Raw genomic sequence first — 21,405 nt, forward strand, 5'->3', positions numbered from 1 at the left:
TGTCGGGGCGAGGCCGGCTAGAACTGCTCGGCTTCGGTGGATCCGGCCAGGGCGAGGGTGGCGCTGGTCGGGTTGAGCGCGGTGGCGATCCGGTCGAAGTAGCCGGTGCCCACCTCCCGCTGGTGGCGGGTGGCGGTGTATCCGTCGGCCTCTGAGGCGAATTCGGCCTCCTGCAGGTCGACGTAGGCGCTCATCTGACGCTCGGAGTAGTCCTTGGCCAGCGTGAACATGGAGTGGTTGAGCGCGTGGAAGCCGGCCAGGGTGATGAACTGGAAGGCGTAACCGCAGGCCGCGAGTTCCCGTTGGAACGCCGCGATCTGCTCGTCGTTGAGGTGGGATTTCCAGTTGAACGACGGTGAGCAGTTGTAGGCGAGTTTCTTGCCGGGGAACTGGGCGTGGATCTCCCGGGCGAAGCGCTGGGCGAGGTCGAGGTCTGGCTCGCTGCTCTCCACCCAGAGCAGGTCGGCGTACGGCGCGTAGGCCAGGCCGCGCATGATCACCACGTCGGGTCCGTTCTGGGTGTCGTAGAACCCTTCGGCGGTGCGCCCGCCGGTGAGGAACTCGCCGTCGCGTTCGTCGATGTCGCTGGTGATGAGGGTCGCGGCGAGCGAGTCGGTGCGGGCGATGATGATCGTGGACACGCCGGCGACATCCGCCGCCAGCCGGGCCGCGTTCAGGGTGCGGATGTGCTGCCCGGTGGGCACGAGCACCTTGCCGCCCATGTGGCCGCACTTCTTCTCGCTGGCGAGCTGGTCTTCCCAGTGCACGCCGGCCGCGCCGGCCTCGATCATCGAGGCCATCAGCTCATAGGCGTTCAGCGGGCCGCCGAAACCGGCCTCGGCGTCGGCGACGATCGGCGCGAGCCAGTCGATGCCCGGCTCTGCGCCGGATGCGGCCGCCTCCGCGCCCTCGATCTGACCGGCCCGCAGCAGCGCGTTGTTGATGCGCCGCACGACGGCCGGCACCGAGTTCGCCGGGTAGAGCGACTGGTCGGGGTAGGTCTGGCCCGACAGGTTCGCGTCGGCGGCGACCTGCCACCCGGAGAGGTAGATGGCCTTGAGCCCGGCGCGCACCTGCTGCACGGCCTGGTTGCCGGTGAGGGCACCGAGCGCGGCGACCCATTCCGGGTTCTCCGGGGTGCCGTTCTCGTGGATGAGTTGCCAGAGCTTCTCGGCGCCGCGACGGGCCAGGGTGCGTTCCTCCCGCACGGCACCGCGCAGGGCGATCACGTCGTCGGCGGTGTAGTCGCGGCGCACACCCTCCCAGCGAGGGTCGGCGGCCCACTCCAGGGCGAGCTCGGCCGCCGTCTGGGTCTGGTCGCCGGGGCGGGCGGCGGATCGGCCGGATGCGGGGCCGGATGTGGTGGGGTTCGTCATGGTGTTCTCCTCGGTCTGCGGCATTGCGGATCTGGATCGGTGGCGGCGGTTGTGGGGGCGAACTGCCTTCCCCGTTGCTGCCTGCACCCACTCTGCGACCCGGTTCGGCGTCGACCCCGGCCCCGTTCCGAAGAAGAAATCGAGTTCTTCCGGTTGTGTCAACAATGGCCGCGTGCAAGCATCAGGGCATGGTCACCGTCGATCGTCCCGCCACCTCCGCCCCTCCAGCCGCCGCGCCCGACGGTGCCGCAGAACCCGGGGAGGCGCTGGACGCGATCACCCTGGGCCGGCGCATCCGGGCTCATCGGCGCCGGCTCGGCCTGACCCTTGACACCCTCGCCACGGCCGTCGACCGGGCACCGTCGCAGATCTCGATGATCGAGAACGGAAAGCGCGAGCCCCGGCTGTCGATGTTGCGGCTGATCGCCGCCGCGCTGGACACCACAGTGGAGGAGCTCCTGCGCACAGACGCGCCGAGTGCGCGGGCGGCGTTGGAGATCGCGGTGGAACGGGCCCAGCGTGGCCCGGTGTTCCCGGCACTCGGCCTGGCGCGGATCCGGGTCGGCCCCGGCCAGCCCGATGAGACCCTGCAGACGATCCTCACCCTGCACAACGAGATCGAGCGGCTGCACCGGGAACGCGCGGCCACCCCGGAGGAGGCCAGGCGCGCCAACGCCCAGCTCCGCGCCGAGATGCGGGCGCGCGACAACTACTTTCCCGAACTCGAGGCGCAGGCGCTCGAACTGCTCACCGCAGTGGGCCACGCCGGCGGCCCGGTCTCGCACCAGGTGGTCGCCGACATGGCCGCACACCTCGGCTTCACCCTGCACTATGTGGGTGACCTGCCACACTCCACCCGGTCGGTCACCGACAAGCGCAATGGCAGAATTTATCTGCCCACCGAGCAGGCGGCGTCCCGGGACAGCCGCTCGCCGATCCTCCAGGCCTTCGCCAGCCACCTCTGCGGGCACGCCGAACCGGGAAATTACGCCGATTTTCTGCGCCAGCGGGTGGAGACGAATTATCTGACCGCGGCCATCCTGTTGCCGGAGACCGACACCCTGCGGCTGCTGAACGATGCCAAGGCCGCCCGCCGCATCTCCCTCGAAGACCTGCGGGACGCGTTCTCGGTCTCCTACGAGACGGCGGCGCACCGGTTCACCAACCTCGCCACCGCGAGGCTGGGCATCCCGGTGCACTTCATGAAGGTGCACGAGTCCGGCACCATCATCAAGGCCTACGAGAACGACGATGTGCAGTTTCCCAGCGACGCGCTCGGCGCGGTGGAGGGTTCAACGGTGTGCCGCAGCTGGACGGCGCGCACCGTGTTCGACGTGCCGGACCGGTTCAGCCCCTGGTATCAATACACGGATACGCCAGCCGGCACATTCTGGTGCACCTCCCGCATCGAGAAGGCCAAGGAAGGCGACTACTCGGTGAGCGTCGGCGTGCCGTTCGCACACGTCAATTGGTTCCGCGGCCGGGAGACCCCCAACCGGGCCGTGTCGCACTGCCCCGACGAATCCTGCTGCCGACGCGCACCCGATGACCTCTCGGGCCGTTGGGCCGGCCAGGCGTGGCCGGTCGCCCGCACCCCCACCAGCCTGATCGCGGCACTGCCCACCGGCACCTTCCCCGGCGTCGACCCCACCGAGGTCTACCAATTCCTCGAGGCGCACGCCCCGGCCTGACCACGTCCGGCCTCGGACTGGGTCAGTGCGGCAGCTCCCGATCGTCGTGGTGGGCGCCATAAAAATCGGACTGTCCACTCATCAACTCGGTCATCGACGTGGATCCGTCAACCCCGTAGACGGTCCCCACGAAGTCGAGGGTGCGCTGGATCGCCCAGATCTCCTCATGCCGATCCGGCGAGAACAGCTGCGCCGGGTTACCCACCGCCACCCAGCCGATCGGAACGACCTCGGCGGCGGCGACCACGGAATTCACCTGGACGACGGCGTTGATCCGCACCTCGGCACCCGCCCCCACCACCGAACCGGGAAACAGCGCGGCCCCGGTCGCGATGAAGGCGCCGTCTGCGACAGTCGCACCGTTGATATGAGTGTGCGGCCCCACCATGACGGCGGCGCCGACCAGCACGTTCCGGCCCGCACGACCCCGCACAACCGCGTGCTCCATCACGATGGTGTTCGCACCGATCTCAATCGCACCGTCTTCGGCGCTGAGAACCGCTCCGTGCAGGATGCGCGCGCCCTCACCAATGCTCACGTCACCGCTGATCACGGCGGTGGAGGCGATGTACGCGGAGGTGGCGATGGCGGGCCGGCGGCCCCGGTGTTCGATCAACATCCAGACAGCCTAACCAGGCTCGCCAGATGCAGCGCCGTCACCCCGGAGGCCCGCCCACCTGGTTCCTATTTCCGTGCAGCCTCTCTGCTTGCTCCGCGCGGCGGAACGTGCGGATGCGAATCGGGTACCGGCCCATCGATGCGCTCGACCTCCACCAGACAGAGCTGGCCGATGCAGCCCTGGCCGAGCTTGGATGTTCCCCGGTCCATAGTCACCGCGTTCGGGTTGCCGTGCCGACAGGTGCGCTCAGCGAAGTCGGGATCGAACCAGGCGCCGGTGGCGACCTGCACGACCCCGTCGCGCACGACATCCGACACCCGCACGGTGGCCAGGAAGGACGACTCGCGCGGGGAGCTCACCCGCACGGTGTCGCCGTCCACGAGGATCCGCCGGGCCGCGTCATCCGGGTGGATGGTGAGCAGCTCGCGGCCCTTCGACTTCGTGACCTGACTGGCGGAGCCCATGTCGAGCTGGCTGTGCAGCCGGCCGGCCGGCTGGTTGGATATGAGCGCGAGCGGGTATGAATCCGCCAACTCGCCGCCGAGCCATTCCTCGGGTTCCATCCAGGTGGAGTGACCGGCACAGTCGTCGTAGCCGAACGACGCGATCGTGTCGGAGAAGATCTCGAGGCGGCCGCTGGGGGTGTCCAGCGGGTTCGCCACCGGATCGGCGCGGAACTCGTGCAGCCAGGACAGGGGTTCCCGCTCCAGCGGCACCTCCGCCGAGCCGTGCTCCCAGAACTCGTCGAACGATGGGCAGTCCTGGCCGGCGGCGTGCAGGCGCTCCCGCCAGAGGCCGTACAGGTGCTCGACCCATTCCGCTGAGGTCCGGCCTTCGGTGAAGACGTCCTCCACCCCGAGATGCCCGGCCAACGCGGCGAAGATGTCGTAGTCGTCCTTCGCCTCTGCGAACGGGGCGAGAGCGGGCTTCATCGCGATCATGTTCGGTTCGTTCGCCGCAGACGCGATGTCGACGCGTTCGAGAGTCATCGTCGCAGGGAACACGAAATCAGCGTGCTTCGCCGTCGAGGTCCAGAACGCATCGTGCACCACGACCGTGTCTGGTCGCTGGAACGCGTCGTGCAGGCGGAACAGATCCTGGTGGTGGTGGAACGGGTTGCCGCCCGCCCAGTACACGAGCTTGATGTCCGGATACGTCTTCCGCTCGCCGTTGAAGTCATACTCAGTGCCGGGATTCAACAACATGTCCGCGATGCGAGCAACGGGGATGAAATCGTCACACGCGTTCACGCCCTGGGGCAGCGACGGCGACTTGTACAGGTTCGGCTGGTTGCCGAAGTATCCCATCGAGCCGAGGCCGATCCCGAATCCTTCACCGGGGAGGCCGATCCCACCCAGCATCGCGGCGAGCGTGATGCCCATCCAGATGGGCTGTTCGCCATGCTCGGCACGTTGCAGCGAGGGAGCCACGCAGATGAAGGTCTTCTTCTGCGCGATCTCCCCGGCGAGCGCGACGATCGTTTCGGCGGGGATATCGCAGATCTCGGCCGCCCACTCCGCGGTCTTAGCGACGCCGTCCGTCGTGCCCAGCACATAGGGTTCGAATTTCTCGTATCCGGTCGTGTGCGACGCGAGGAATTCGCGGTCGACGCGGCCCACCCGGATCAGCTCGAAAGCGAGGCCGAGCATCAGTGCCACATCGGTGCCGGGCCGCACGGGTACCCACTGCGACGGGGCGTCGTCCAGGTCACTCCGAATCGGGCTCACATTGACCAGGTCCACCCCCGCCGCACCGAGGTCGCGTACGCTCTGCCGGGCGATGTGGCTTGTCGGACCGCCCGGGTTGACCGCCGCGTTCTTGGTGGAGATACCGCCGAAGCACAGCATGAGTTCACCCGAGGTGATGAGGTCGGTCCAGGTGGATCCGCCATAGATCACGTTGTACTTGTCACCGGCCACCCGGGGAACGATGACCATGCCCGCGCCGAGGCTGTAGGTGGTGACGCTTCGCACATACCCGCCGACCGAGTTGAGGAAGCGGTGCACCTGTGATTGTGCGTGGTGGAAACGCCCGGCGCTCGACCAGCCGTACGAGCCACCGAAGACACCGGTCGGGCCGTGCTCGTCGTACACGCGACGCACCTCGGCCGACAGCAACCGCTCAGCCTCGGTCCACTCGAGGGGAACGTACTCGTCGACGCCCCGTCGGGCATCGCCCTCCCGCGGCGTGCCCTCGAGCCACCCGCGGCGCACGTAGGGCCGGTCGATGCGGGCACGATGCCGGACGGAGTCCACCGCGTTCTGGATGATCGGCGATGGTTCCGTATCCAGCTCATGCGGGCGCACCTCGATGGTGTCTTCGTCCACGGCCCGCACCCGGAATGACCCCCAGTGGGAGGAATGAGGTACGAAGTGCGTGTCGGTCTCGCTCATGGATCGCCTTTCAGTGGGGAACTGGGTTCGTCAGCGGGTTCAGTGGCAGCGCGTCGGTGACGGATGCCGGGTCACAGGCCCGCCGCAATGGCCTGCAATTCGGCGAGTACGCGCTGCACGGCCGTGCGCCGGATGGCCTCCGGCCGCATCAGGGCGTCAATCTGTCGCTCTAGGACGATGCCCTTGAGCGGGCGCAGCACAACGCCGTCGAGTGCTGCGGCTCCCATCGTGCGGCGGGGCATGAGGGCGACCGCGGTGCCGCTGGCCACGATGGTGGCGGCAACCGTCAAGTCGTTGATGTGGTGGGCCTGCGGCAGCGAGGATCCGACGGCGTGTGCCACCACGGCCGTGAGCGGTGTCATCGGGTAGCCGGTGCGGAAGGTCAGCCAGGGGGTGTCCCGAAGCGCGGCCGGATCGATGGCGTCTTCCTGCGCGAGGGGGTGATTGGCGGCCACCGCCACATCCACCTCTTCGCGCAGCAGCGGCACAACCGTCATCTCCTCCGGCCACGGGTCGCCCGTCGGAAGCCGGTGCGCGATGACGATGTCGTGGTCACCGGTCATCCGGGGGAACTCGGCTTCGGCGACGTCCGCGTCGACGAGGTAGAGCTTCGGTCCGTCGCCGTCGAGGCGCGAGATGAGCGGGCGGAAGAACGACAGGGCCGCGCTGTGGAACGCCGAGACTCGCACAATGCCGTGTGAGTCCTGCTCGTATCGTCGCAGCGAGTCTTTGGCGTTCGCCAGGGCAGCCGCGATCTCCCGGCCGGCCTGGGCCAGGGTGCGTCCGGCTTGGGTGAGCACGAGTCGACGGCCATCACGCCGGGTGAGAGGCACGTCCACGGATGCCTGCAGGCTGGCGAGTTGTTGGGAGACCGCCGACGGCGACAAGCCGAGGGTTCGTGCGACTGCGGCGACACTGCCGTGCTCTTCCAACTCACGTAACAGGAGAATGCGATACGGATCCATAGGTGAATAGTAAGCGAATCGGGCGCATTAATCGCAATGATGACCCTTTTTGCTCGCATTTTCGCTGAATCAGCGGGTATGCGCCGGTCGAGTAGCTGAGTTAATACGATAGAAATCCAACTGCTCATCGTAAGTAACACTGTTGAAATCTGCGGCACGTAGCGTCGCTTCCACAACCCAGCGCACGTCGACGAAGGAGGATCATGGTTAACCCGTTTCATCTCGGTTGGTTCATGAGTGGCAGCACGGCCCAGGGCTGGGCGAGCCCGTGGTCGGGCGACATCGCGAGCACCTGGGGAAGCGGCGCGTTTCATGTGCGGGCGGCTCAGCTGCTCGAACGCGCCAAACTCGACTTCATCCTGTGGGAAGACCTTTACTACATTCCCCATCACTGGCAGGGCAAGACCGACATCTACGTCGAGAACGCCATCTCCACACCACGTCTCGACACGCTGACGATGACGACTTTTGTTGCCGCGCAGACCAGCAAAATCGGCCTGATCGCGACGGTCCCCAACTTCGCCTACCACCCCTATGCACTCGCGCGCCTCTTCAGCTCGATCGATTCGCTCTCGGGTGGACGCGCCGGATGGAACGTCGTCACCGGAACCACTAACCAGGCGCTCCGCAACTTCGGCCATGAGGGTCTGGGCGAGACCGAGGACCGGTACGAGAAGGCCGGCGAATACGTCGACCTCATGAAGGCGATCTGGAACACCTGGGAAGAAGATGCGATCATCGCGGACGAATCCACCGGACGGTTCGCCGACCCGGCCAAGGTGCACAAGCTGAAGTTCGAGGGAAAGCACTACTCATTCGACGGCTCACCACTCGTGTCCGGCCGGTCACCGCAGGGAATCCCGGCGATCGCCCAGGCCGGCGCCTCCGCACCCGGTCGCCGCCTGGCCGCCGCGCACAGCGACGTGATCGTCGGTGTGGCGCAGTCGGTGGCTGGGATGAAGCAGTATCGCGAAGACGTGCGCAACACCATGATCGAGCTCGGCCGCGACCCCGACGACTGCAAGGTGTTGTTCCTGATCACCCCGATGCTCGCCGACACGCAGGAAGAGGCGGAACTCAAGCGCGCCAACGTGCACCGTCAGGCGGAGGAGCGGGTCGAGATCGAACTCGCCGACATCGGAAAGCGCATGGACATCGATCTGAGCGTGTTGCCCATGGATACGCCCCTCACCGAGGAGCTCCTGGCCGGGCTCCACACCACCGGTCACATCTCGTACCTCGCGAAGTTCGTCAAGTCGGCGGGTGGCCGCACCCTCCGCGAGATGGCCGTCGAGTCCTACATCCGCATGAACTGGTCGGAAATCGACCTGTACGGCACCGTCGAGACTGTCGCCGACCGCATGGAAGAGATCATGGCCGAAGTCGGCGGCGACGGATTCCTCTTCAGCCAGGGCAACGGCAACCACACGACGCGTTACATGGTCGAGGTCGCCGAGGGTCTGGTTCCCGAGCTGCAACGCCGCGGGCTCGCCCGTCGCGAGTACACCAGCAGCACCCTCAAAGGCCACCTGCAGGAGTTCTGATGATGACCAGCACGCTGACCGCTGCCCGACGCAGGGCCGAACGCCGGGCCGATGGCGCGTCCACCTCCGCCCCGACGACACCCGACCGCTCCCGCCGGTCGTTCAGACGAAACGCCCCGCTCGGCTGGATCCTGCCCGTGGCGATCATCGTCATCTGGTACATCCTCTATGAGACGGGCGTAATCAACCCGACGCTGTTCTCCTCACCCGTCCAGGTGATCGAAGCGCTGATCGAATCCATGCTCACCGGCGCCTTCTGGGAGAACTTCCTCGCCAGCGCCACGCGGTGGATCGTCGGCTTCCTGATCGGAGCCTCCCTCGGCCTCGTTCTCGGGTCGATCACCGGCCTGTCCCGCCTCTCGGAACGACTGCTCGACACGACGTTCCAGATGCTGCGCACCGTCCCGTTCATGGGACTCGTACCGCTCTTCGTGATCTGGTTCGGGCTCGGCGAAATGCCCAAGATCATCCTCATCTCCTTCGCCGCGTTCTTCCCGGTCTACCTGGCGACGTACGCCGGCATCCGCGACATCGACCGCAAGCTCATCGAAGTCGGGCGGGTCTACGAACTCAGCACCTTCCGCACGGTGAAGGACATCGTGATGCCGGGCGCCCTGCCCAGCATTCTGCAGGGAATTCGGCTGGCGCTCGGCGTCGCCTGGCTCGCCCTGGTCATCGCCGAACTCAACGGCGCCAACAGCGGCATCGGTTACTGGATGCAACAGGGCCGGGAATTCGTTCGCGTCGACATCGTGATCGCGGCCCTCCTGGTATTCGCGGTGGTCGGAAAGCTCGTCGACATGTTCGTGCGAATGCTCGAACAGCGCCTGCTCGGCTGGCGCGACAACCTCGCAAAGGAGATGTGACATGACCATCGGACTCTCGCTTTACGACGTCGGACGCACCTTCGGCACGACCATCGCGGTCCAGGACGTCAGCCTCGACATCCAGCCCGGTGAATTCGTCGTGCTGATCGGTCCGTCCGGCTGCGGAAAATCCACCATCCTCCGCGGCTTGGCCGGGCTCGACACCGAGTTCGACGGCCGCATCACGGCAGGCGGCCAGGCGATCACCGGCCCCTCCCGCGAGCGCGGCGTCGTCTTCCAAGAACACCGCCTGCTGCCCTGGTACAACGTCGCGAAGAACATGATGTTCGGCTTCGACGGCAGCCAGGCCGAACGCAAGGCACGACTGACGGAGATGCTCTCGCTGATGCATCTCGAGAAGTTCGTGGACTCATACCCCCACCAGCTTTCGGGCGGAATGGCTCAGCGCACGGCAATTGCTCGCGCCTTGGCTCCGCTGCCCGATGTGCTCCTGATGGACGAGCCCTTCGGCGCTCTCGATGCATTCACCCGCATCGAGATGCAGGATGCGCTGATCGACGTCTGGCAGAAGCAACGCACGACCGCCGTCCTCGTGACGCACGACATCGATGAGGCGATCGTCCTCGCGAATCGTGTCGTCGTCATGTCCGCTCACCCCGGCACCATCAAGACCGTCATCGACATCGACATGGAATACCCCCGCAACCGCACGTCTGAGCGTTTCAGCGAACTGCGCACGCTCCTGCTCGAGCAGTTTCTCGACAGCCACCACTCCTAGAACACGAAAGTAGCCCTAATGGACACCACCACCCGACGGCCGCTGACCCTTGCGGCCCTTGCCATCTCCGCGCTTGTCATGGCGGGCTGTTCCTCGTCAGAAGCCCCCGCTGCCGACACCGGCACCGACGCGAGCGACGCCACCGTCGAGCTGCCCCGCGTCGGCACCATCAACGGCTACCCCCAGATTCCGGTCGCCACCTCAGAGGGCTACCTCGATGAGGAGTTCAACCAGGATGGCGCATCGATCGAGGTGTCGCCCGTTGTCAGTGCGAACGACGGCATTTCGGCGCTCCGCACCGGCAGCGTCGACATGGTCGTCACCGGATACGACCCGGCCGGCCTGGTCGGCATCGACGACATCCTGATGGTCTCGGTCGTCGAAGCGAGTCCCGAGACCACCCGGATCCTTGTGGCTGACGATTCCGACATCGAGACGATGGCCGACCTCGAGGGCAAGATCATCGGTTCGTACAACTCGACCCCGAACGCGATCCTCGTCGGTGCACTCACCGAAGCCGGGCTCACCACCGACGACATCGAGTACATCCCCGTCGAGAACGATGTCGCGGCCTCCACGCTCGCCAGCGGAGCCATCGACGGCTGGATGACATTCGACCCCGCTGCCGCGACCGCTGAACTGGCGGGGATTGCCCGGGCCGTGTCGACGGGAGACGACTTCGGTCACCTCAACCCGATCGTGCTTTACACGACCAAGGCCTATGCGGAGTCGAACCGGGATTCCGTCGTGGCCCTGGTGCGCGCATTCGACAGCGCCACAGACTGGATCGTCGAGAACAAGGACGACGGCCCGGTCGCCGAGATCATGGCGGATGCCACGGGAATGACCGTGGAGGTCGCCCAGCGGTCGCTGGATCACCGTAACTACGAGATCTCACCGGTCGAGGGCGAGACGCTCGACTGGATGCTTGACTTCGGCGACCGTGCCGTAGCGGTGGGAACCATCACGGATTCTCCCGACCTCGAGGCGCTGCTCGACCCGACGCTCTACGAAGAAGCACTCGGCTAACCAACCATCAGGTACACCACGCCCGGGTGGTCCGTCGGCTGACGGTCCACCTCGGCGTGCTCTGAGGAAAGGCACAGAGCCATGCGTGTGGTGATTTCAGGAGCAGCTGGAGGCCTCGGCCGGGAGGTCGCCCAGTCCTTCCTCGCTCAGCCTGGGGCGGAGGTACACGGTCTGGTGCGATCAGTCCAACCGAGCGGCGCGGCACCGGACGGTCTCGTGCTCCACGAGGTGGATCTCACCGACCCGGCGGCAATCAGATCGCTGACGCTCGATGGCCCGGTGGATGCCCTCATCCACTGCGCCGCAGCCGGCGACAACATGTCGTTCGACGCGGCGGGTGAGGCCGACTGGGAGAGGTTCTTCACCGTCAATGTCTTCGGCGCCGCCGCACTCACCAAGCACCTGGCCGTGCAGTTCGCAGCCAGGGCGTGCGTCATCTTCGTGAACTCGGGACTCGGCTTGAACGCATCGCCCTCGAGCGTTCCGTACTCGAGTTCCAAGGCGGCGCTCAAGAGCCTGGCCGACTCGATTCGCCCAGAGATGAATGCTCGTGGCGTCTCCGTCACCACGGTGTACCCGGGCCAGGTGGCCACGTCCATGCTCGAACGCAACGTCCGATCGATGGGGCGTGAGTGGCAACCCGATACGTACATCCAGCCGCACGACCTGGCCCAACTCATCGCCCGGATCGTCGAGTTCCGAACTTCCGTGCAGCTCACCGAGGTGGTCGCGCGACCTCTGCGCGAACCCTGGTGAGCCGCGCTTCACGCTTGTCCAACGAGAAGAAAAAGAGAAACTGCATATGAAGATCCACGCCGAACTGCCCGGTCTCTACATCGGTCAGGTCACCGAGAACATGGCGCTCGCCCGCACCTACCCGGGCGGAGCCATCAGCATGGCCGGCGGCAGCCCGGAGGACCCGGTTCCCGCCTTCATCCGCGAAGCTCTCACGGAGCTCTCCGATGCGCACGGCTACACGCCGGCCTCGGGAACCGTCGGTTTCCGTACCGCTGCCAGGGACTGGATGATCCGCCGGCTCGGCGCCCCGGCCGAGCTCATCTCGGCCGACGATGTCATCCCGCTGGTGGGAACAAAGGAGCTCCTCACCCTGCTTCCGACGCTGCTCGGCATCGGCGAGGGTGACACCATCGCGGTACCCGACCCGTCGTATCCGTCCTTCCCGGTCGGGGCGATCCTCTCCGGCGCCACACCGTATTACCTGCCGGCCGGCGAGCTGCCGCAGCCCGGCACGAAGCTCATCTGGGTGAACTCCCCCTCGAACCCCACGGGCGAGATCGTCGGCGCCGACTATCTCACCGCTCTCATCACGTGGGCGCGCGCCAACGACGCACTCATCGCCGCCGACGAGTGCTACATCGAGTTCCACTGGGACGAATCCGACAAGTGCGTCTCAGTGCTCTCCGAAGCCGTCAACGGCGGATCGCTCGACAACATTCTCGCGATCTACAGCATGTCGAAGCGGTCGAATCTCGCCGGTTACCGGGTCGGGTTCATGACCGGCGACCCGAGTACGCTGCCGAACCTCAAGCGCCTCCGGGACTACCTGGGGCTCATGGTTCCGACGCCGATCCTCGGCGCCGCCGCCGCCGCCCTCCGCGACGACGATCACGTCGAAGCCCAGCGTCTGATCTACGCCGACCGTGCCGCTCGCATGACCGCGGCGCTCGAGTACGCGGGATTCCAGGTCGATCTGGCCCGGGCCGGCCTGTTCCTCTGGGCGACGGAGGGCAAGAGTTCCTACGATTCGGCACGGTGGTTCGCGCAACGCGGCATCGCGGTGACCGAGGGTGCGAGCTTCGGCCCTGCCGGCGAGAAGTACGTGCGGATCGCGCTAACCAGCACACGCGTGGACGAGGCGATCGCGCGCCTGGTTCCCGCCAGTCACGAGGCCCAGGCCCAGCGCGAGCCCGCCGGGGTGCAGCTGTGACCAGCGTCATCGTTCAGGACACGGCCTACCTCGAGGCGCTGTCGGGGGAGTTCCCCGATGTCGACTTCATTCGTCTCGATGCGCTGACCGAGCCCGTCGAAGACGAGAGGGTGGGCCTGATCATCGGCCGGCCGATGCCGCAGGACGCATCCTGGATGCAGCTCGCGAAGTTCGCGGAGTACGTGCACTTCACCTCCACCGGCTACGACGAACTGCTGCCGGAGTGGCTCGAGGGCCGCACGCTCACGACGGCGAAGGGCACGAACTCAGTGCCGGTCGCCGAGTTCGCGGTCGCCTGCGTACTCGCCCGGGTCAAGAACATCCCCCAGGTGTGGGAGCCGGACTATCGCGTGTTCACGCAGCCCCTCGGCACCCTGCAGGGCGCCAAGGTCGCGGTGCTCGGGTACGGCACCGTCGGACGCCGGATCGTGGAGATGCTGCGCCCGTTCACCGACCAGATCGCTGTTTTCCGCCGTCGGCCCGACGACGCCCCGGTGGACGGCGTCGTGTTCTCGGACGTCGTCGGAGACGTCCTGGCGGGTGCCGCACACGTCATCCTGGCCCTCGAGCTCACCGATGACACCCGGGTCGTGCTCGATCACGCCCGGATCGGGCGCCTGGCACCTGGCGCCCATGTCGTCAACGTCGGCCGCGCCGGCCTGGTGGACCAGGACGCACTGCTCGGTGCGGCTCGCGAGGGGCGCATCTCGCTCACCCTCGACGTCACCGCCCCTGAGCCGCTGCCCCTCGAGCATCCGTTGCGCGACGTCGGCGACGCCCGCCTCTCGCCGCACGTCGCCTGGTCAGGACCCCAGGTCGTGCCCAACCGCATCGCGCTCGTGATCGACAATCTTCGCGCCTGGCTGACCGGGGGTGACTTGACCAATGTCGTCTTGATGCCGGCCGATGTCTCCCGCTGATGACGCACGGCGGCGCCGGCTCGTCGTCGCCGCCTGCTCGCTCAGCGTCTTCATCGTCTCGACGGACACGAACACCGTCAACGTCGCCCTGCCCGCACTGCAGGCGGACTTCGCGGTGCCGCTGACCAGCCTGCAGTTCCTCGTCAGCGCGTACACCATGGCCCTGGCCAGCTTCTATCTGCTCAGCGGAACCGTCGGTGACCGATTTGGTCGGCGCACCGTGCTGCTGAGCGGCCTCGGGCTGTTCGCCATCGGGTCTGTATTATGCGCCGCGGCCTGGAGCTTTCCGATCCTGGTGGCATTCCGGGTCATTCAGGCCGTCGGCGCGGCCATGCTCGCGCCGATGGCGATCGCGATCCTGAATGACGAATTCACCGATCGGGCCGAACGTGCTCGCGCGATCGGGACGTGGGCCATCGCCGGCGGGCTCGGTGCCGGATTCGGTCCGGTCGCCGGCGGACTGCTCGTCACCGCGTTCGGCTGGCGCTCGATCTACTGGGCGACAACGCCGTTCGCGGTGCTCGCTCTCGTGCTCGGGCTCCTGGCGATCCGCAACGTCACCGGCAGCACCCGCCCCGCACTCAATCTGGGTACCCAGGCGCTGCTCGCCACGGCGCTGTGCAGTCTGCTGGTGGTCACGGTCCACGCGGGCTCCTCGGGCTTCGACGGGGTCACGGTCCTCGCCATCGCGGTACTCGTCGGAGCCGTCGCCGCGCTGGTGTTCACCGAGCGGAGGAACCGCACGCCACTGCTCGATGCCCGGCTCTTCCGGCGTGGCCCGTTCACCGGTGCGCTCGTCGCGATCATGTCGGGCTTCTTCCTGCTCGGCGGCGTGTTCTTCCTCTCCTCGTTCTTCCTGCAAACCACTCTCGGTGTCTCCGCGCTCGTCGCCGGACTCGCGATGACCGCGTGGTCGCTGGGGTCGATCCTCTCCTCGCGGTTCATCGGACAACTGGCCAGCCGCAGGCCTGCCGGCTTCTTCTATGCGCTCACCGGAATCCTGGCGACGGTCGGAATCGGAATGATGCTCATCGCCAGCGGCTCTGGGGAGGTCATCCTCGCCCTGGTATTCGTCACCGTTGGCTTGTTCGGGGCCGGAGCCGCCTTCTCGATGGCCAACACCTCGACCTCAATATTCGGCTTGGAGGGTGTTGCACCCGACATCATGGGCCGGGCGGCGGCCTTCCTGTCTGTGGCACGCCAAGTCGCCCAGAGCCTGGGCGTCGCGCTCACGTCGCTGGTCTTCGATGGCGCCGGCGGCAGCGCCAGCGCACACGGATCGGCCGCCTATGTGCCGGCGTACCTGTTCGTCGTCGGCGTCGTCGTTCTGTTGCTCTGCCTCGTGCCCGTCGCCGGCGGCTGGCACCGGCGCCGCACGACGGGCTCGCGCTGACGCAGGGCGCGGGTCAGACGGCGGCGTGCGCCAGGTCGGGTAGGCGGTGCAGGGCGTCGACGAGGGGGCCGAGTTCTGGCTCTTCCTCTGCCGATGCCAGGGCGCCGGCGAGGGCCTTGTCGTAGATCGGACGGGCATGCGCGAGCAGGGCCTTGCCGGCTTCGGTGAGCTCGGTGTAGATGCCGCGGCGGTCGTCGGCACAGAGGATGCGGGTGAGCAGCGCCCGGTCTTCCAGCCGGTTCACCAGGCGGGTCGTTGCGCTGCTCGACAGGGCGGCGGCCCGCGCGAGCTGCTGCATCCGCATGTGCCAGCCGTGTTGGCGGCTCAACGCGTCGAGTACGGTGAACTCCACCACCGAGAGGTCGACACCGGACTGCAGGGCGCGTTCGAGCACGGTTTCGATCCGTCCGTGCAGGGCGGCCAGCGTGCGCCAGCCCTGTGCCCGAACCTCAACAGCGTCGTCCTCGATGCTCATCCCGTGTCGCTCCCTCGAAAGATGGTGCAAGTATACCGCGCTTGCAACTACCAGCGTAGACAGGGCGCACCTGCAAGTACAGGGCGGCTCAGGACTCCCGGGTAATCTCCACCTTCACGAACAGTTGCGATCCGCCGGAGCCGGCGTAGACCCCGCGCAGGGGTGCGATGTCGTTGTAGTCCCGGCCGCGCCCCACGCCGACGTGCCGGTCGCCGATGTCGATCAGGTTGGTGGGGTCGTAGCCGCGCCACTCACCGCAGAACCACTCCACCCAGGCGTGCGATTCGCCGGTGACGGTCTCACCGATCGCCGCTTGGGGCTTGGGGTGCAGGTAGCCGGACACGTAGCGGGCCGGGATGCCCACCGAGCGCAGCGCACCCAGGGCAACGTGGGTGATGTCCTGGCAGACCCCGCGCTTGTCGGCCCAGGCCTCCATCGCGTTGGTCTTCACCCCGGTGACGCCCTGCACGTAGGCCATGTTCTCGCCGACGAACCGGCAGATCGCCAGGGCCGCTTCACACGGGTCGAGTCTGGCCGCGATCTCAGCGGCGCTGGCGACCACATCCGCCGGGGGTTCGGTGAGGGGCGTCTGCCAGGACTGCTCCACCGAAGACGTCGACCGGGCCACCGTCGCGGCGAGGTCTTCCCACGGCATCGGATGCAGCGGGTGGTCGCGCGGCGACACCTCCACGAGGCTGTTGGCGGTGAGGGTGAGCTCGGCGTGCGGGGTGAGCACCTCGAACGACGACACCCGGGTGCCCCAGTAGTCCAGGTAGTTGTGGTTGCTCGACACCGGGCTGATGTCGAGGTTGGAATACAACACGAACTGGTCGGGCGAGGTGACCGGCAGCATCCGGGCCTCGTTGTAGGACGTGGCCACCTCGCCGTTGTAGCGGTAGCCGGTGGTGTGTCGAATCCGCAGGCGCTTCACGAGGCCTCCCCCGTCCAGGTCGGGACCGCGCTGGTCGGGAAGTACCGTTGCCCGATCGATTCAGAGGCGGTGCTGGTGGCGTCCTGCACCATGTCCATGTGTTTCGGCAGGTCGTTCAGGATTTCCATGATCGGCCGGTACTCGAGTTGGCTGCGAATCTGGCCGAGGATCCGCTGCGACGAATCGGACACTCCGACCCGGTCGGTGCGCGGCTCGAGTTCTTGCAGGCACTGCTCGGCGCGGGAGATCGAGAAGACGATCGAGCGGGGGAACAGGCGGTCGAGCAACAGGAATTCGGCGGCGTTCCGGGCCGACGGCACACCCCGGTAGGTGCGCAGGTACGACTCGTAGGCCCCGCAGGAGCGCAGGATCGTTGTCCACGACGGCCCGCTGTTCTCGGTCAGCGACCGGGTGGCGAGCAGCCGGGCGGTCATGTCCGCCTGTTCGAGGCTGCGACCGAGGGTGAAGAAGTGCCAGGCGTCGTCACGGCTGGCACTGGACTCCACGATGCCGACGGCGAGCGCGGCACGTTCCCGCACCCAGCCGAAGAAATCGTGGGTCTTGGCGCTGGCGATGTTCTTCGGCATTTTCGTGTAGGTCGTGTTCAGGCACTCCCACAGCTCGGTGGAGACGATCTCCCGGGCCCGGCGGGCGTTCTCCCGGGCGGCGCCGAGCGAGTACGCGATCGAGGCCGGGTGGGTGCGGTCGGCGGCGAGGGTCGCGAGCACGTCCTTGCGGGTGAGGTCGCGGTTCGGCGGCACCGGGCTGCCCATCAGGTGCAGCAGCGACCGGCAGGCGAGGTTCTCCTCGATCCACGGGTCTTCGAGCAGCAGCTGCAGGTGCACATCCAGGATGCGCGCGGTGCCGTCGCTGCGTTCGATGTAACGGCCGATCCAGAACAGGCTCTCGGCGATGCGGCTCAGCATGCGAGGGCCCCTTCGGTCGGTGTGGCGTTCTGCTGTTGCTGCTGCTGTTCCTGATCCTGATCGCCGCCCGGCGGGATGTCCTGCGGGGAATGGTCCACGCTGCGGGCCGTGATGATCGAGATCGACTGGGTATTCGCGGCCTGGTCGGCCACCAGCCCCTGGATGTTGTGCGACGAGGAGCGGGAGTGGAAGTCGGGTTCGAGCCCGATCACCCAGGTGTCCTTGGAGCCGCCGCCCTGGCTGGAGTTGACCACCAGCTCGCCCTCGGGCAGCGCCACCCGGGTGAGGCCGCCGGGCAGCACCCAGACATCCGAGCCGTCGTTCACGGCAAACGGGCGGAGGTCAGCGTGCCGCGGGCGCATGCCGTCTTCGACCAGGGTCGGGATGGTCGACAGTTGCACCACGGGTTGCGCGATCCAGCCGCGCGGGTCCTTGAGCAGCTGCTGACGCAAGGTTTCCAGCTCGTCCTTCGACGCCGCGGGCCCCACCACGAGGCCCTTGCCGCCGGAGCCGTCGACGGGTTTGACGACGAGCTCGTCAAGCCGGTCGAGCACCTCCTCCAGAGCGAGCGGGTCTTCGAGCCGCCAAGTGTCGACGTTGGGGATGATCGGATCCTCGCCCAGGTAGTACTTGATCAGTTCGGGCAGGTAGGTGTAGACGAGCTTGTCGTCGGCGACGCCGTTGCCCACCGCGTTGGCGATGGTCACGTTGCCCAGGCGCGCGGCCATCAGGATGCCCGGCGAGCCGAGCTGCGAATCGGCGCGGAACTGCAGTGGGTCGAGGAACTCGTCGTCGACCCGGCGGTAGATCACGTCGACCCGGGTGGGACCGGCCGTGGTGCGCATCCAGACCCGCCCGCCGGAGCAGAACAGGTCACGGCCTTCGACCAGCTCGACGCCCATCAGGCGGGCAAGGAGGGTGTGTTCGAAGTAGGCCGAGTTGAACACCCCGGGGGTGAGCACGACGATGTTCGGGTCGTCGACACCGGCCGGGGCGGAGGCTCGCAGGGCCTGCAGCAGCTTGTTCGGGTAGTCGCCGACCGGCCGTACCCGCATGGAGACGAACAGTTCCGGCAACGTCTGGGCCATCACTCGGCGGTTGGAGATGACGTAGCTGACCCCGCTGGGCACCCGCACATTGTCTTCGAGCACCCGCCAGGCGCCCACCTCGTCGCGGATCAGGTCGATGCCGGACACCTGGATGCGCACATTGTTGGCTGAAACGATGCCGGCCGCCTGGCGGTGGAAGTGCTTGGAGGAGGTGATCAGGCCGGCCGGAATGACGCCGTCGCGCACGGCGGCCTGTGGGCCGTAGATGTCGGCCAGGAACGCCTCCAGCGCGAGCACGCGCTGCTTGATCCCGGCCTCCACGCTGACCCACTCGGGTTGCTCGATCACGCGGGGCACGGCGTCGAGCGGGAACGGCCGTTCCTCGCCGGCAAAGTCGAACGTCACCCCCTGCGCCAAGTACGAGCTGGCCAGGGCGTCGGTGCGGCCGCGGAGTTCTTCCTGGGTCATCTTGGCAAGAGCGCTATAGACGTCCTTGTACGCTGCGCGCGCCTCGGACGGAGACAACGACGACGGATCCGGGAACATCTCGTCCCAGGCCGAAGCCTGCCCCCGCTCGCAGGGCGGTGCGGAGGTAGCGCCATAGCCGCTGAAGAGGTCAACCATGTCTGGATGCTAGTCGCCCGGTGTTGCCGGTTTGTTTCCGGCCCCCGGCGTGCCGCGGCATCGCGCCTCTCGTTCGCACGCGCTGAGGTTTATGCATACAAAATCGGGGATTTACCACGCACGATCCGGGCGATATCCTGACAACACCGACTAGATCTGCTGATCTTGCATACAGTCGGCGTATCACCGCTGGCTGACTCCCAGTTTTCAATCGAACACATTCGTCACGATCAGATCCGAGCATGCATGCGCGCTGTTGCAGGAACCCGCTGGCTCGGAGTGGTGATCCTCCTGTCGCTGGCAGGTAGCGGCGTGATCCTCATCAGCAGGCTTTCCGACCCAGACGACGCGCTGCTCCACCTGCTCCTCACCCAGCTTCCGATCACGGCCACCGCCGCTGCGGCCACCCCGGTACTGTCCGCCGTACTCGGCGTCGGCCTCGGGCTGGTGACGGCCCACCGCGGCGGATGGGTCGACCAGACCATGCGCGCCCTGGTGATCACCGGCCTCGGCCTGTGCCTGGGCTGGGCGGTTCTGCTGGGCGGGTTCTGGGTCGCCCTGCACTCCGAGCTGATGTCGATGCTCGCTGACGAACGCACCGCCGTGGCCCGCATCGCTCTACTCAGCACGCTTCTGCTGCCCGTGACCGCCGTGCTCCTCGGGGCGGCGCTGGCCATCTCCGTGCACGTGCGGAGCGCCGCCCGTGCCGTGTCGCTCGAGGGGTTCGTACGCACCGCCAGACTCCGCGGACTGCCGACCACCGGAATGGTCATGCGCCGCGTGCTGCGTCGCACCCTGCCTGCCATACTCACCGTGCTCGCGGCGGAGCTCATCGTGATCTACTGCGAGGCCCTGATCGTGCAGGCGGTGTACACCCGGGCATCCCTCCCGGACGACCTGCCGTTGCTTCCCGCCGGGAGCCTGCCCGTCGTGCTCGGTTGCGCGGTTGCCGCCGCGATCGGGATCCTCGTGGTCGCACTCGCTACCGCGACGGGGCGGGGCCTCGCGCCGGTCGATGGCTGGCGGACCGGTCCGGGTGGCCGCGGTGAGCACCCGGTGCCGGCGATGAGCCTGCCGTCCACCGGCTTCCGGTCGGCGGATCTGCTCGACATTCGTGACCTGCGCATCCACCAGGCGCCGGAGCAGCCCTGGGCAGAGGAACCGCACCCGGCCGGGCCCGGCGATGCCATCAACCTCACGGTCGCCCGGGGTGAGGCCGTGGCCATCATCGGCGACCACTCCTCCGGAGCCGGCCAGCTCTGCCGGGCCATCGTGGGCCTCCTCCCCGCCCGCACCCCGGTGCGGAGCGGGTCGATCCTCTTCGACGGTCGCGAGCTCGTCGGGCTGCCCGAACGCGAGTTCCGGCGCCTGCGCGGGGCGAAGATCGGCATTCTCGACTCACCGTCCAGCCATCGCCTCGACCCGCGGGTGCGCGTGGGCAAGACGCTCACCGGCATCCTGGCCGCGCGGTCAGGCGCGAGCAGATCCGGTGCCCGTGAGGCGGCGCTCCAGTTGCTCAGGCGGGTCGGCATCGACACCGTCGAGGATGTCTTCACCGCGTATCCGCATCAGCTGTCGGCCGAGACTGCTGGGCGGGTGTTGCTGGCCGGCGCGATCGGCGCGGAACCGGAGCTGCTCATCGCGTTCGAGCCCACCCTGGGGTTCGACGCTGCGGCCGAGACCCAGGTGCTCGACCTGCTGCACGATCTGCACCATGAGCGCGGCTTCACCCTCATCGTGATCTCGACCCGGATGGAGGTGGTCGCGCGGTGCGAGCGGGTGGCGGTGATGCGCGCCGGCACCATCGTTGAACACGCCTCGGCCACCGACCTGCTCACCAATCCGCAGCATCCGCACTCGCAGTATCTGCTGACGGGCCCGATGACCCTTCCGGTCTCGTTCGACGACTGAGCGCGA

18 protein-coding genes are annotated in these 21,405 nt (G+C 67.3%); 10 read left to right on the forward strand and 8 right to left on the reverse strand.

The genetic code is table 11. The features are described from left to right. Window positions 1-17 precede the first annotated feature (17 nt). Window positions 18-1,376, reverse strand: coding sequence for an isocitrate lyase (gene aceA / locus CTB96_RS00220; protein WP_110124999.1), 1,359 nt, complete (start codon window positions 1,374-1,376; stop codon window positions 18-20). A 188-nt stretch (window positions 1,377-1,564) separates the two neighbouring features. Here aceA and CTB96_RS00225 point away from each other — a divergent pair, with 188 nt between their 5' ends. Then, window positions 1,565-3,067 (forward strand): helix-turn-helix transcriptional regulator, encoded by a 1,503-nt coding sequence (locus tag CTB96_RS00225; RefSeq protein ID WP_110124903.1) that lies wholly within the window; start codon window positions 1,565-1,567, stop codon window positions 3,065-3,067. Window positions 3,068-3,089: 22 nt separating this feature from the next. Here the strand turns inward: CTB96_RS00225 and CTB96_RS00230 are convergent, their stop codons facing one another. From CTB96_RS00230 to CTB96_RS00240, 3 genes are all read right to left on the reverse strand, one after another. Beyond that, complete coding sequence (locus CTB96_RS00230; protein ID WP_110124904.1) at window positions 3,090-3,686, reverse strand: gamma carbonic anhydrase family protein; 597 nt, start codon at window positions 3,684-3,686, stop codon at window positions 3,090-3,092. 65 nt (window positions 3,687-3,751) lie between these two features. Further along, complete coding sequence (locus CTB96_RS00235) at window positions 3,752-6,079, reverse strand: molybdopterin-dependent oxidoreductase (RefSeq protein ID WP_110124905.1); 2,328 nt, start codon at window positions 6,077-6,079, stop codon at window positions 3,752-3,754. Between the two features lie 71 nt (window positions 6,080-6,150). After that, entirely contained in the window at window positions 6,151-7,044 is an 894-nt protein-coding gene (locus tag CTB96_RS00240) for a LysR family transcriptional regulator (protein WP_110124906.1), read from the reverse strand. Between the two features lie 203 nt (window positions 7,045-7,247). Between CTB96_RS00240 and CTB96_RS00245 the strand changes: the two genes are divergently transcribed. The 8 genes from CTB96_RS00245 to CTB96_RS00280 all read left to right on the forward strand — a co-directional run bounded on the left by CTB96_RS00245 (window position 7,248) and on the right by CTB96_RS00280 (window position 15,483). Continuing rightward, the gene (locus tag CTB96_RS00245) at window positions 7,248-8,588 is read left to right on the forward strand and encodes an NtaA/DmoA family FMN-dependent monooxygenase (RefSeq protein ID WP_110124907.1); all 1,341 of its coding nucleotides are present in this window, start codon (window positions 7,248-7,250) and stop codon (window positions 8,586-8,588) included. Continuing rightward, entirely contained in the window at window positions 8,588-9,454 is an 867-nt protein-coding gene (locus CTB96_RS00250) for an ABC transporter permease (RefSeq protein WP_110124908.1), read from the forward strand. Before CTB96_RS00245 ends, CTB96_RS00250 begins: the two co-directional genes overlap by 1 nt. A gap of 1 nt (window position 9,455) precedes the next feature. After that, on the forward strand, window positions 9,456-10,193 hold the full coding sequence (locus tag CTB96_RS00255; protein WP_110124909.1) for an ABC transporter ATP-binding protein: 738 nt from the start codon (window positions 9,456-9,458) through the stop codon (window positions 10,191-10,193). Window positions 10,194-10,211: 18 nt separating this feature from the next. Further along, entirely contained in the window at window positions 10,212-11,222 is a 1,011-nt protein-coding gene (locus CTB96_RS00260; protein ID WP_110124910.1) for an ABC transporter substrate-binding protein, read from the forward strand. Window positions 11,223-11,303: 81 nt separating this feature from the next. Continuing rightward, window positions 11,304-11,978: an SDR family NAD(P)-dependent oxidoreductase gene (locus CTB96_RS00265; RefSeq protein WP_110124911.1), complete on the forward strand. Its 675-nt coding sequence runs from the start codon at window positions 11,304-11,306 to the stop codon at window positions 11,976-11,978. A gap of 46 nt (window positions 11,979-12,024) precedes the next feature. Next, window positions 12,025-13,170 (forward strand): succinyldiaminopimelate transaminase, encoded by a 1,146-nt coding sequence (gene dapC, locus CTB96_RS00270; protein WP_110124912.1) that lies wholly within the window; start codon window positions 12,025-12,027, stop codon window positions 13,168-13,170. After that, complete coding sequence (locus CTB96_RS00275; RefSeq protein ID WP_110124913.1) at window positions 13,167-14,090, forward strand: NAD(P)-dependent oxidoreductase; 924 nt, start codon at window positions 13,167-13,169, stop codon at window positions 14,088-14,090. Before dapC ends, CTB96_RS00275 begins: the two co-directional genes overlap by 4 nt. Next, on the forward strand, window positions 14,077-15,483 hold the full coding sequence (locus CTB96_RS00280) for an MFS transporter (protein WP_110124914.1): 1,407 nt from the start codon (window positions 14,077-14,079) through the stop codon (window positions 15,481-15,483). Before CTB96_RS00275 ends, CTB96_RS00280 begins: the two co-directional genes overlap by 14 nt. Window positions 15,484-15,496: 13 nt before the next feature. Here CTB96_RS00280 and CTB96_RS00285 read toward each other — a convergent pair whose 3' ends face one another. From CTB96_RS00285 to CTB96_RS00300, 4 genes are all read right to left on the reverse strand, one after another. Continuing rightward, window positions 15,497-15,958, reverse strand: a complete 462-nt coding sequence (locus CTB96_RS00285) for a MarR family winged helix-turn-helix transcriptional regulator (protein ID WP_110124915.1) — start codon at window positions 15,956-15,958, stop codon at window positions 15,497-15,499. Between the two features lie 88 nt (window positions 15,959-16,046). After that, on the reverse strand, window positions 16,047-16,889 hold the full coding sequence (locus CTB96_RS00290) for a transglutaminase family protein (protein ID WP_110124916.1): 843 nt from the start codon (window positions 16,887-16,889) through the stop codon (window positions 16,047-16,049). Beyond that, window positions 16,886-17,815: an alpha-E domain-containing protein gene (locus CTB96_RS00295; protein ID WP_110124917.1), complete on the reverse strand. Its 930-nt coding sequence runs from the start codon at window positions 17,813-17,815 to the stop codon at window positions 16,886-16,888. Before CTB96_RS00295 ends, CTB96_RS00290 begins: the two co-directional genes overlap by 4 nt. Further along, window positions 17,809-19,488: a circularly permuted type 2 ATP-grasp protein gene (locus CTB96_RS00300; RefSeq protein ID WP_110124918.1), complete on the reverse strand. Its 1,680-nt coding sequence runs from the start codon at window positions 19,486-19,488 to the stop codon at window positions 17,809-17,811. Before CTB96_RS00300 ends, CTB96_RS00295 begins: the two co-directional genes overlap by 7 nt. 246 nt (window positions 19,489-19,734) lie before the next feature. Here CTB96_RS00300 and CTB96_RS00305 point away from each other — a divergent pair, with 246 nt between their 5' ends. Next, on the forward strand, window positions 19,735-21,399 hold the full coding sequence (locus CTB96_RS00305; RefSeq protein ID WP_110124919.1) for an ATP-binding cassette domain-containing protein: 1,665 nt from the start codon (window positions 19,735-19,737) through the stop codon (window positions 21,397-21,399). Window positions 21,400-21,405: the final 6 nt, after the last annotated feature.

Source organism: Cryobacterium arcticum (assembly GCF_003185895.1).
In the GTDB taxonomy this organism is placed as follows: domain Bacteria; phylum Actinomycetota; class Actinomycetes; order Actinomycetales; family Microbacteriaceae; genus Cryobacterium; species Cryobacterium arcticum.

Excerpts from the sequence above, each read along its gene's own strand:
- CTB96_RS00295 (WP_110124917.1), bottom strand. The coding sequence starts at position 17,815 with ATGCTGAGCCGCATCGCCGAGAGCCTGTTCTGGATCGGCCGTTACATC.
- CTB96_RS00255 (WP_110124909.1), top strand. The coding sequence starts at position 9,456 with ATGACCATCGGACTCTCGCTTTACGACGTCGGACGCACCTTCGGCACG.
- CTB96_RS00235 (WP_110124905.1), bottom strand. The coding sequence starts at position 6,079 with ATGAGCGAGACCGACACGCACTTCGTACCTCATTCCTCCCACTGGGGG.
- CTB96_RS00225 (WP_110124903.1), top strand. The coding sequence starts at position 1,565 with ATGGTCACCGTCGATCGTCCCGCCACCTCCGCCCCTCCAGCCGCCGCG.
- CTB96_RS00305 (WP_110124919.1), top strand. The coding sequence starts at position 19,735 with ATGCGCGCTGTTGCAGGAACCCGCTGGCTCGGAGTGGTGATCCTCCTG.
- CTB96_RS00300 (WP_110124918.1), bottom strand. The coding sequence starts at position 19,488 with ATGGTTGACCTCTTCAGCGGCTATGGCGCTACCTCCGCACCGCCCTGC.
- aceA (WP_110124999.1), bottom strand. The coding sequence starts at position 1,376 with ATGACGAACCCCACCACATCCGGCCCCGCATCCGGCCGATCCGCCGCC.
- CTB96_RS00250 (WP_110124908.1), top strand. The coding sequence starts at position 8,588 with ATGATGACCAGCACGCTGACCGCTGCCCGACGCAGGGCCGAACGCCGG.
- CTB96_RS00245 (WP_110124907.1), top strand. The coding sequence starts at position 7,248 with ATGGTTAACCCGTTTCATCTCGGTTGGTTCATGAGTGGCAGCACGGCC.
- dapC (WP_110124912.1), top strand. The coding sequence starts at position 12,025 with ATGAAGATCCACGCCGAACTGCCCGGTCTCTACATCGGTCAGGTCACC.
- CTB96_RS00265 (WP_110124911.1), top strand. The coding sequence starts at position 11,304 with ATGCGTGTGGTGATTTCAGGAGCAGCTGGAGGCCTCGGCCGGGAGGTC.
- CTB96_RS00280 (WP_110124914.1), top strand. The coding sequence starts at position 14,077 with ATGTCTCCCGCTGATGACGCACGGCGGCGCCGGCTCGTCGTCGCCGCC.
- CTB96_RS00285 (WP_110124915.1), bottom strand. The coding sequence starts at position 15,958 with ATGAGCATCGAGGACGACGCTGTTGAGGTTCGGGCACAGGGCTGGCGC.
- CTB96_RS00260 (WP_110124910.1), top strand. The coding sequence starts at position 10,212 with ATGGACACCACCACCCGACGGCCGCTGACCCTTGCGGCCCTTGCCATC.
- CTB96_RS00230 (WP_110124904.1), bottom strand. The coding sequence starts at position 3,686 with ATGTTGATCGAACACCGGGGCCGCCGGCCCGCCATCGCCACCTCCGCG.
- CTB96_RS00240 (WP_110124906.1), bottom strand. The coding sequence starts at position 7,044 with ATGGATCCGTATCGCATTCTCCTGTTACGTGAGTTGGAAGAGCACGGC.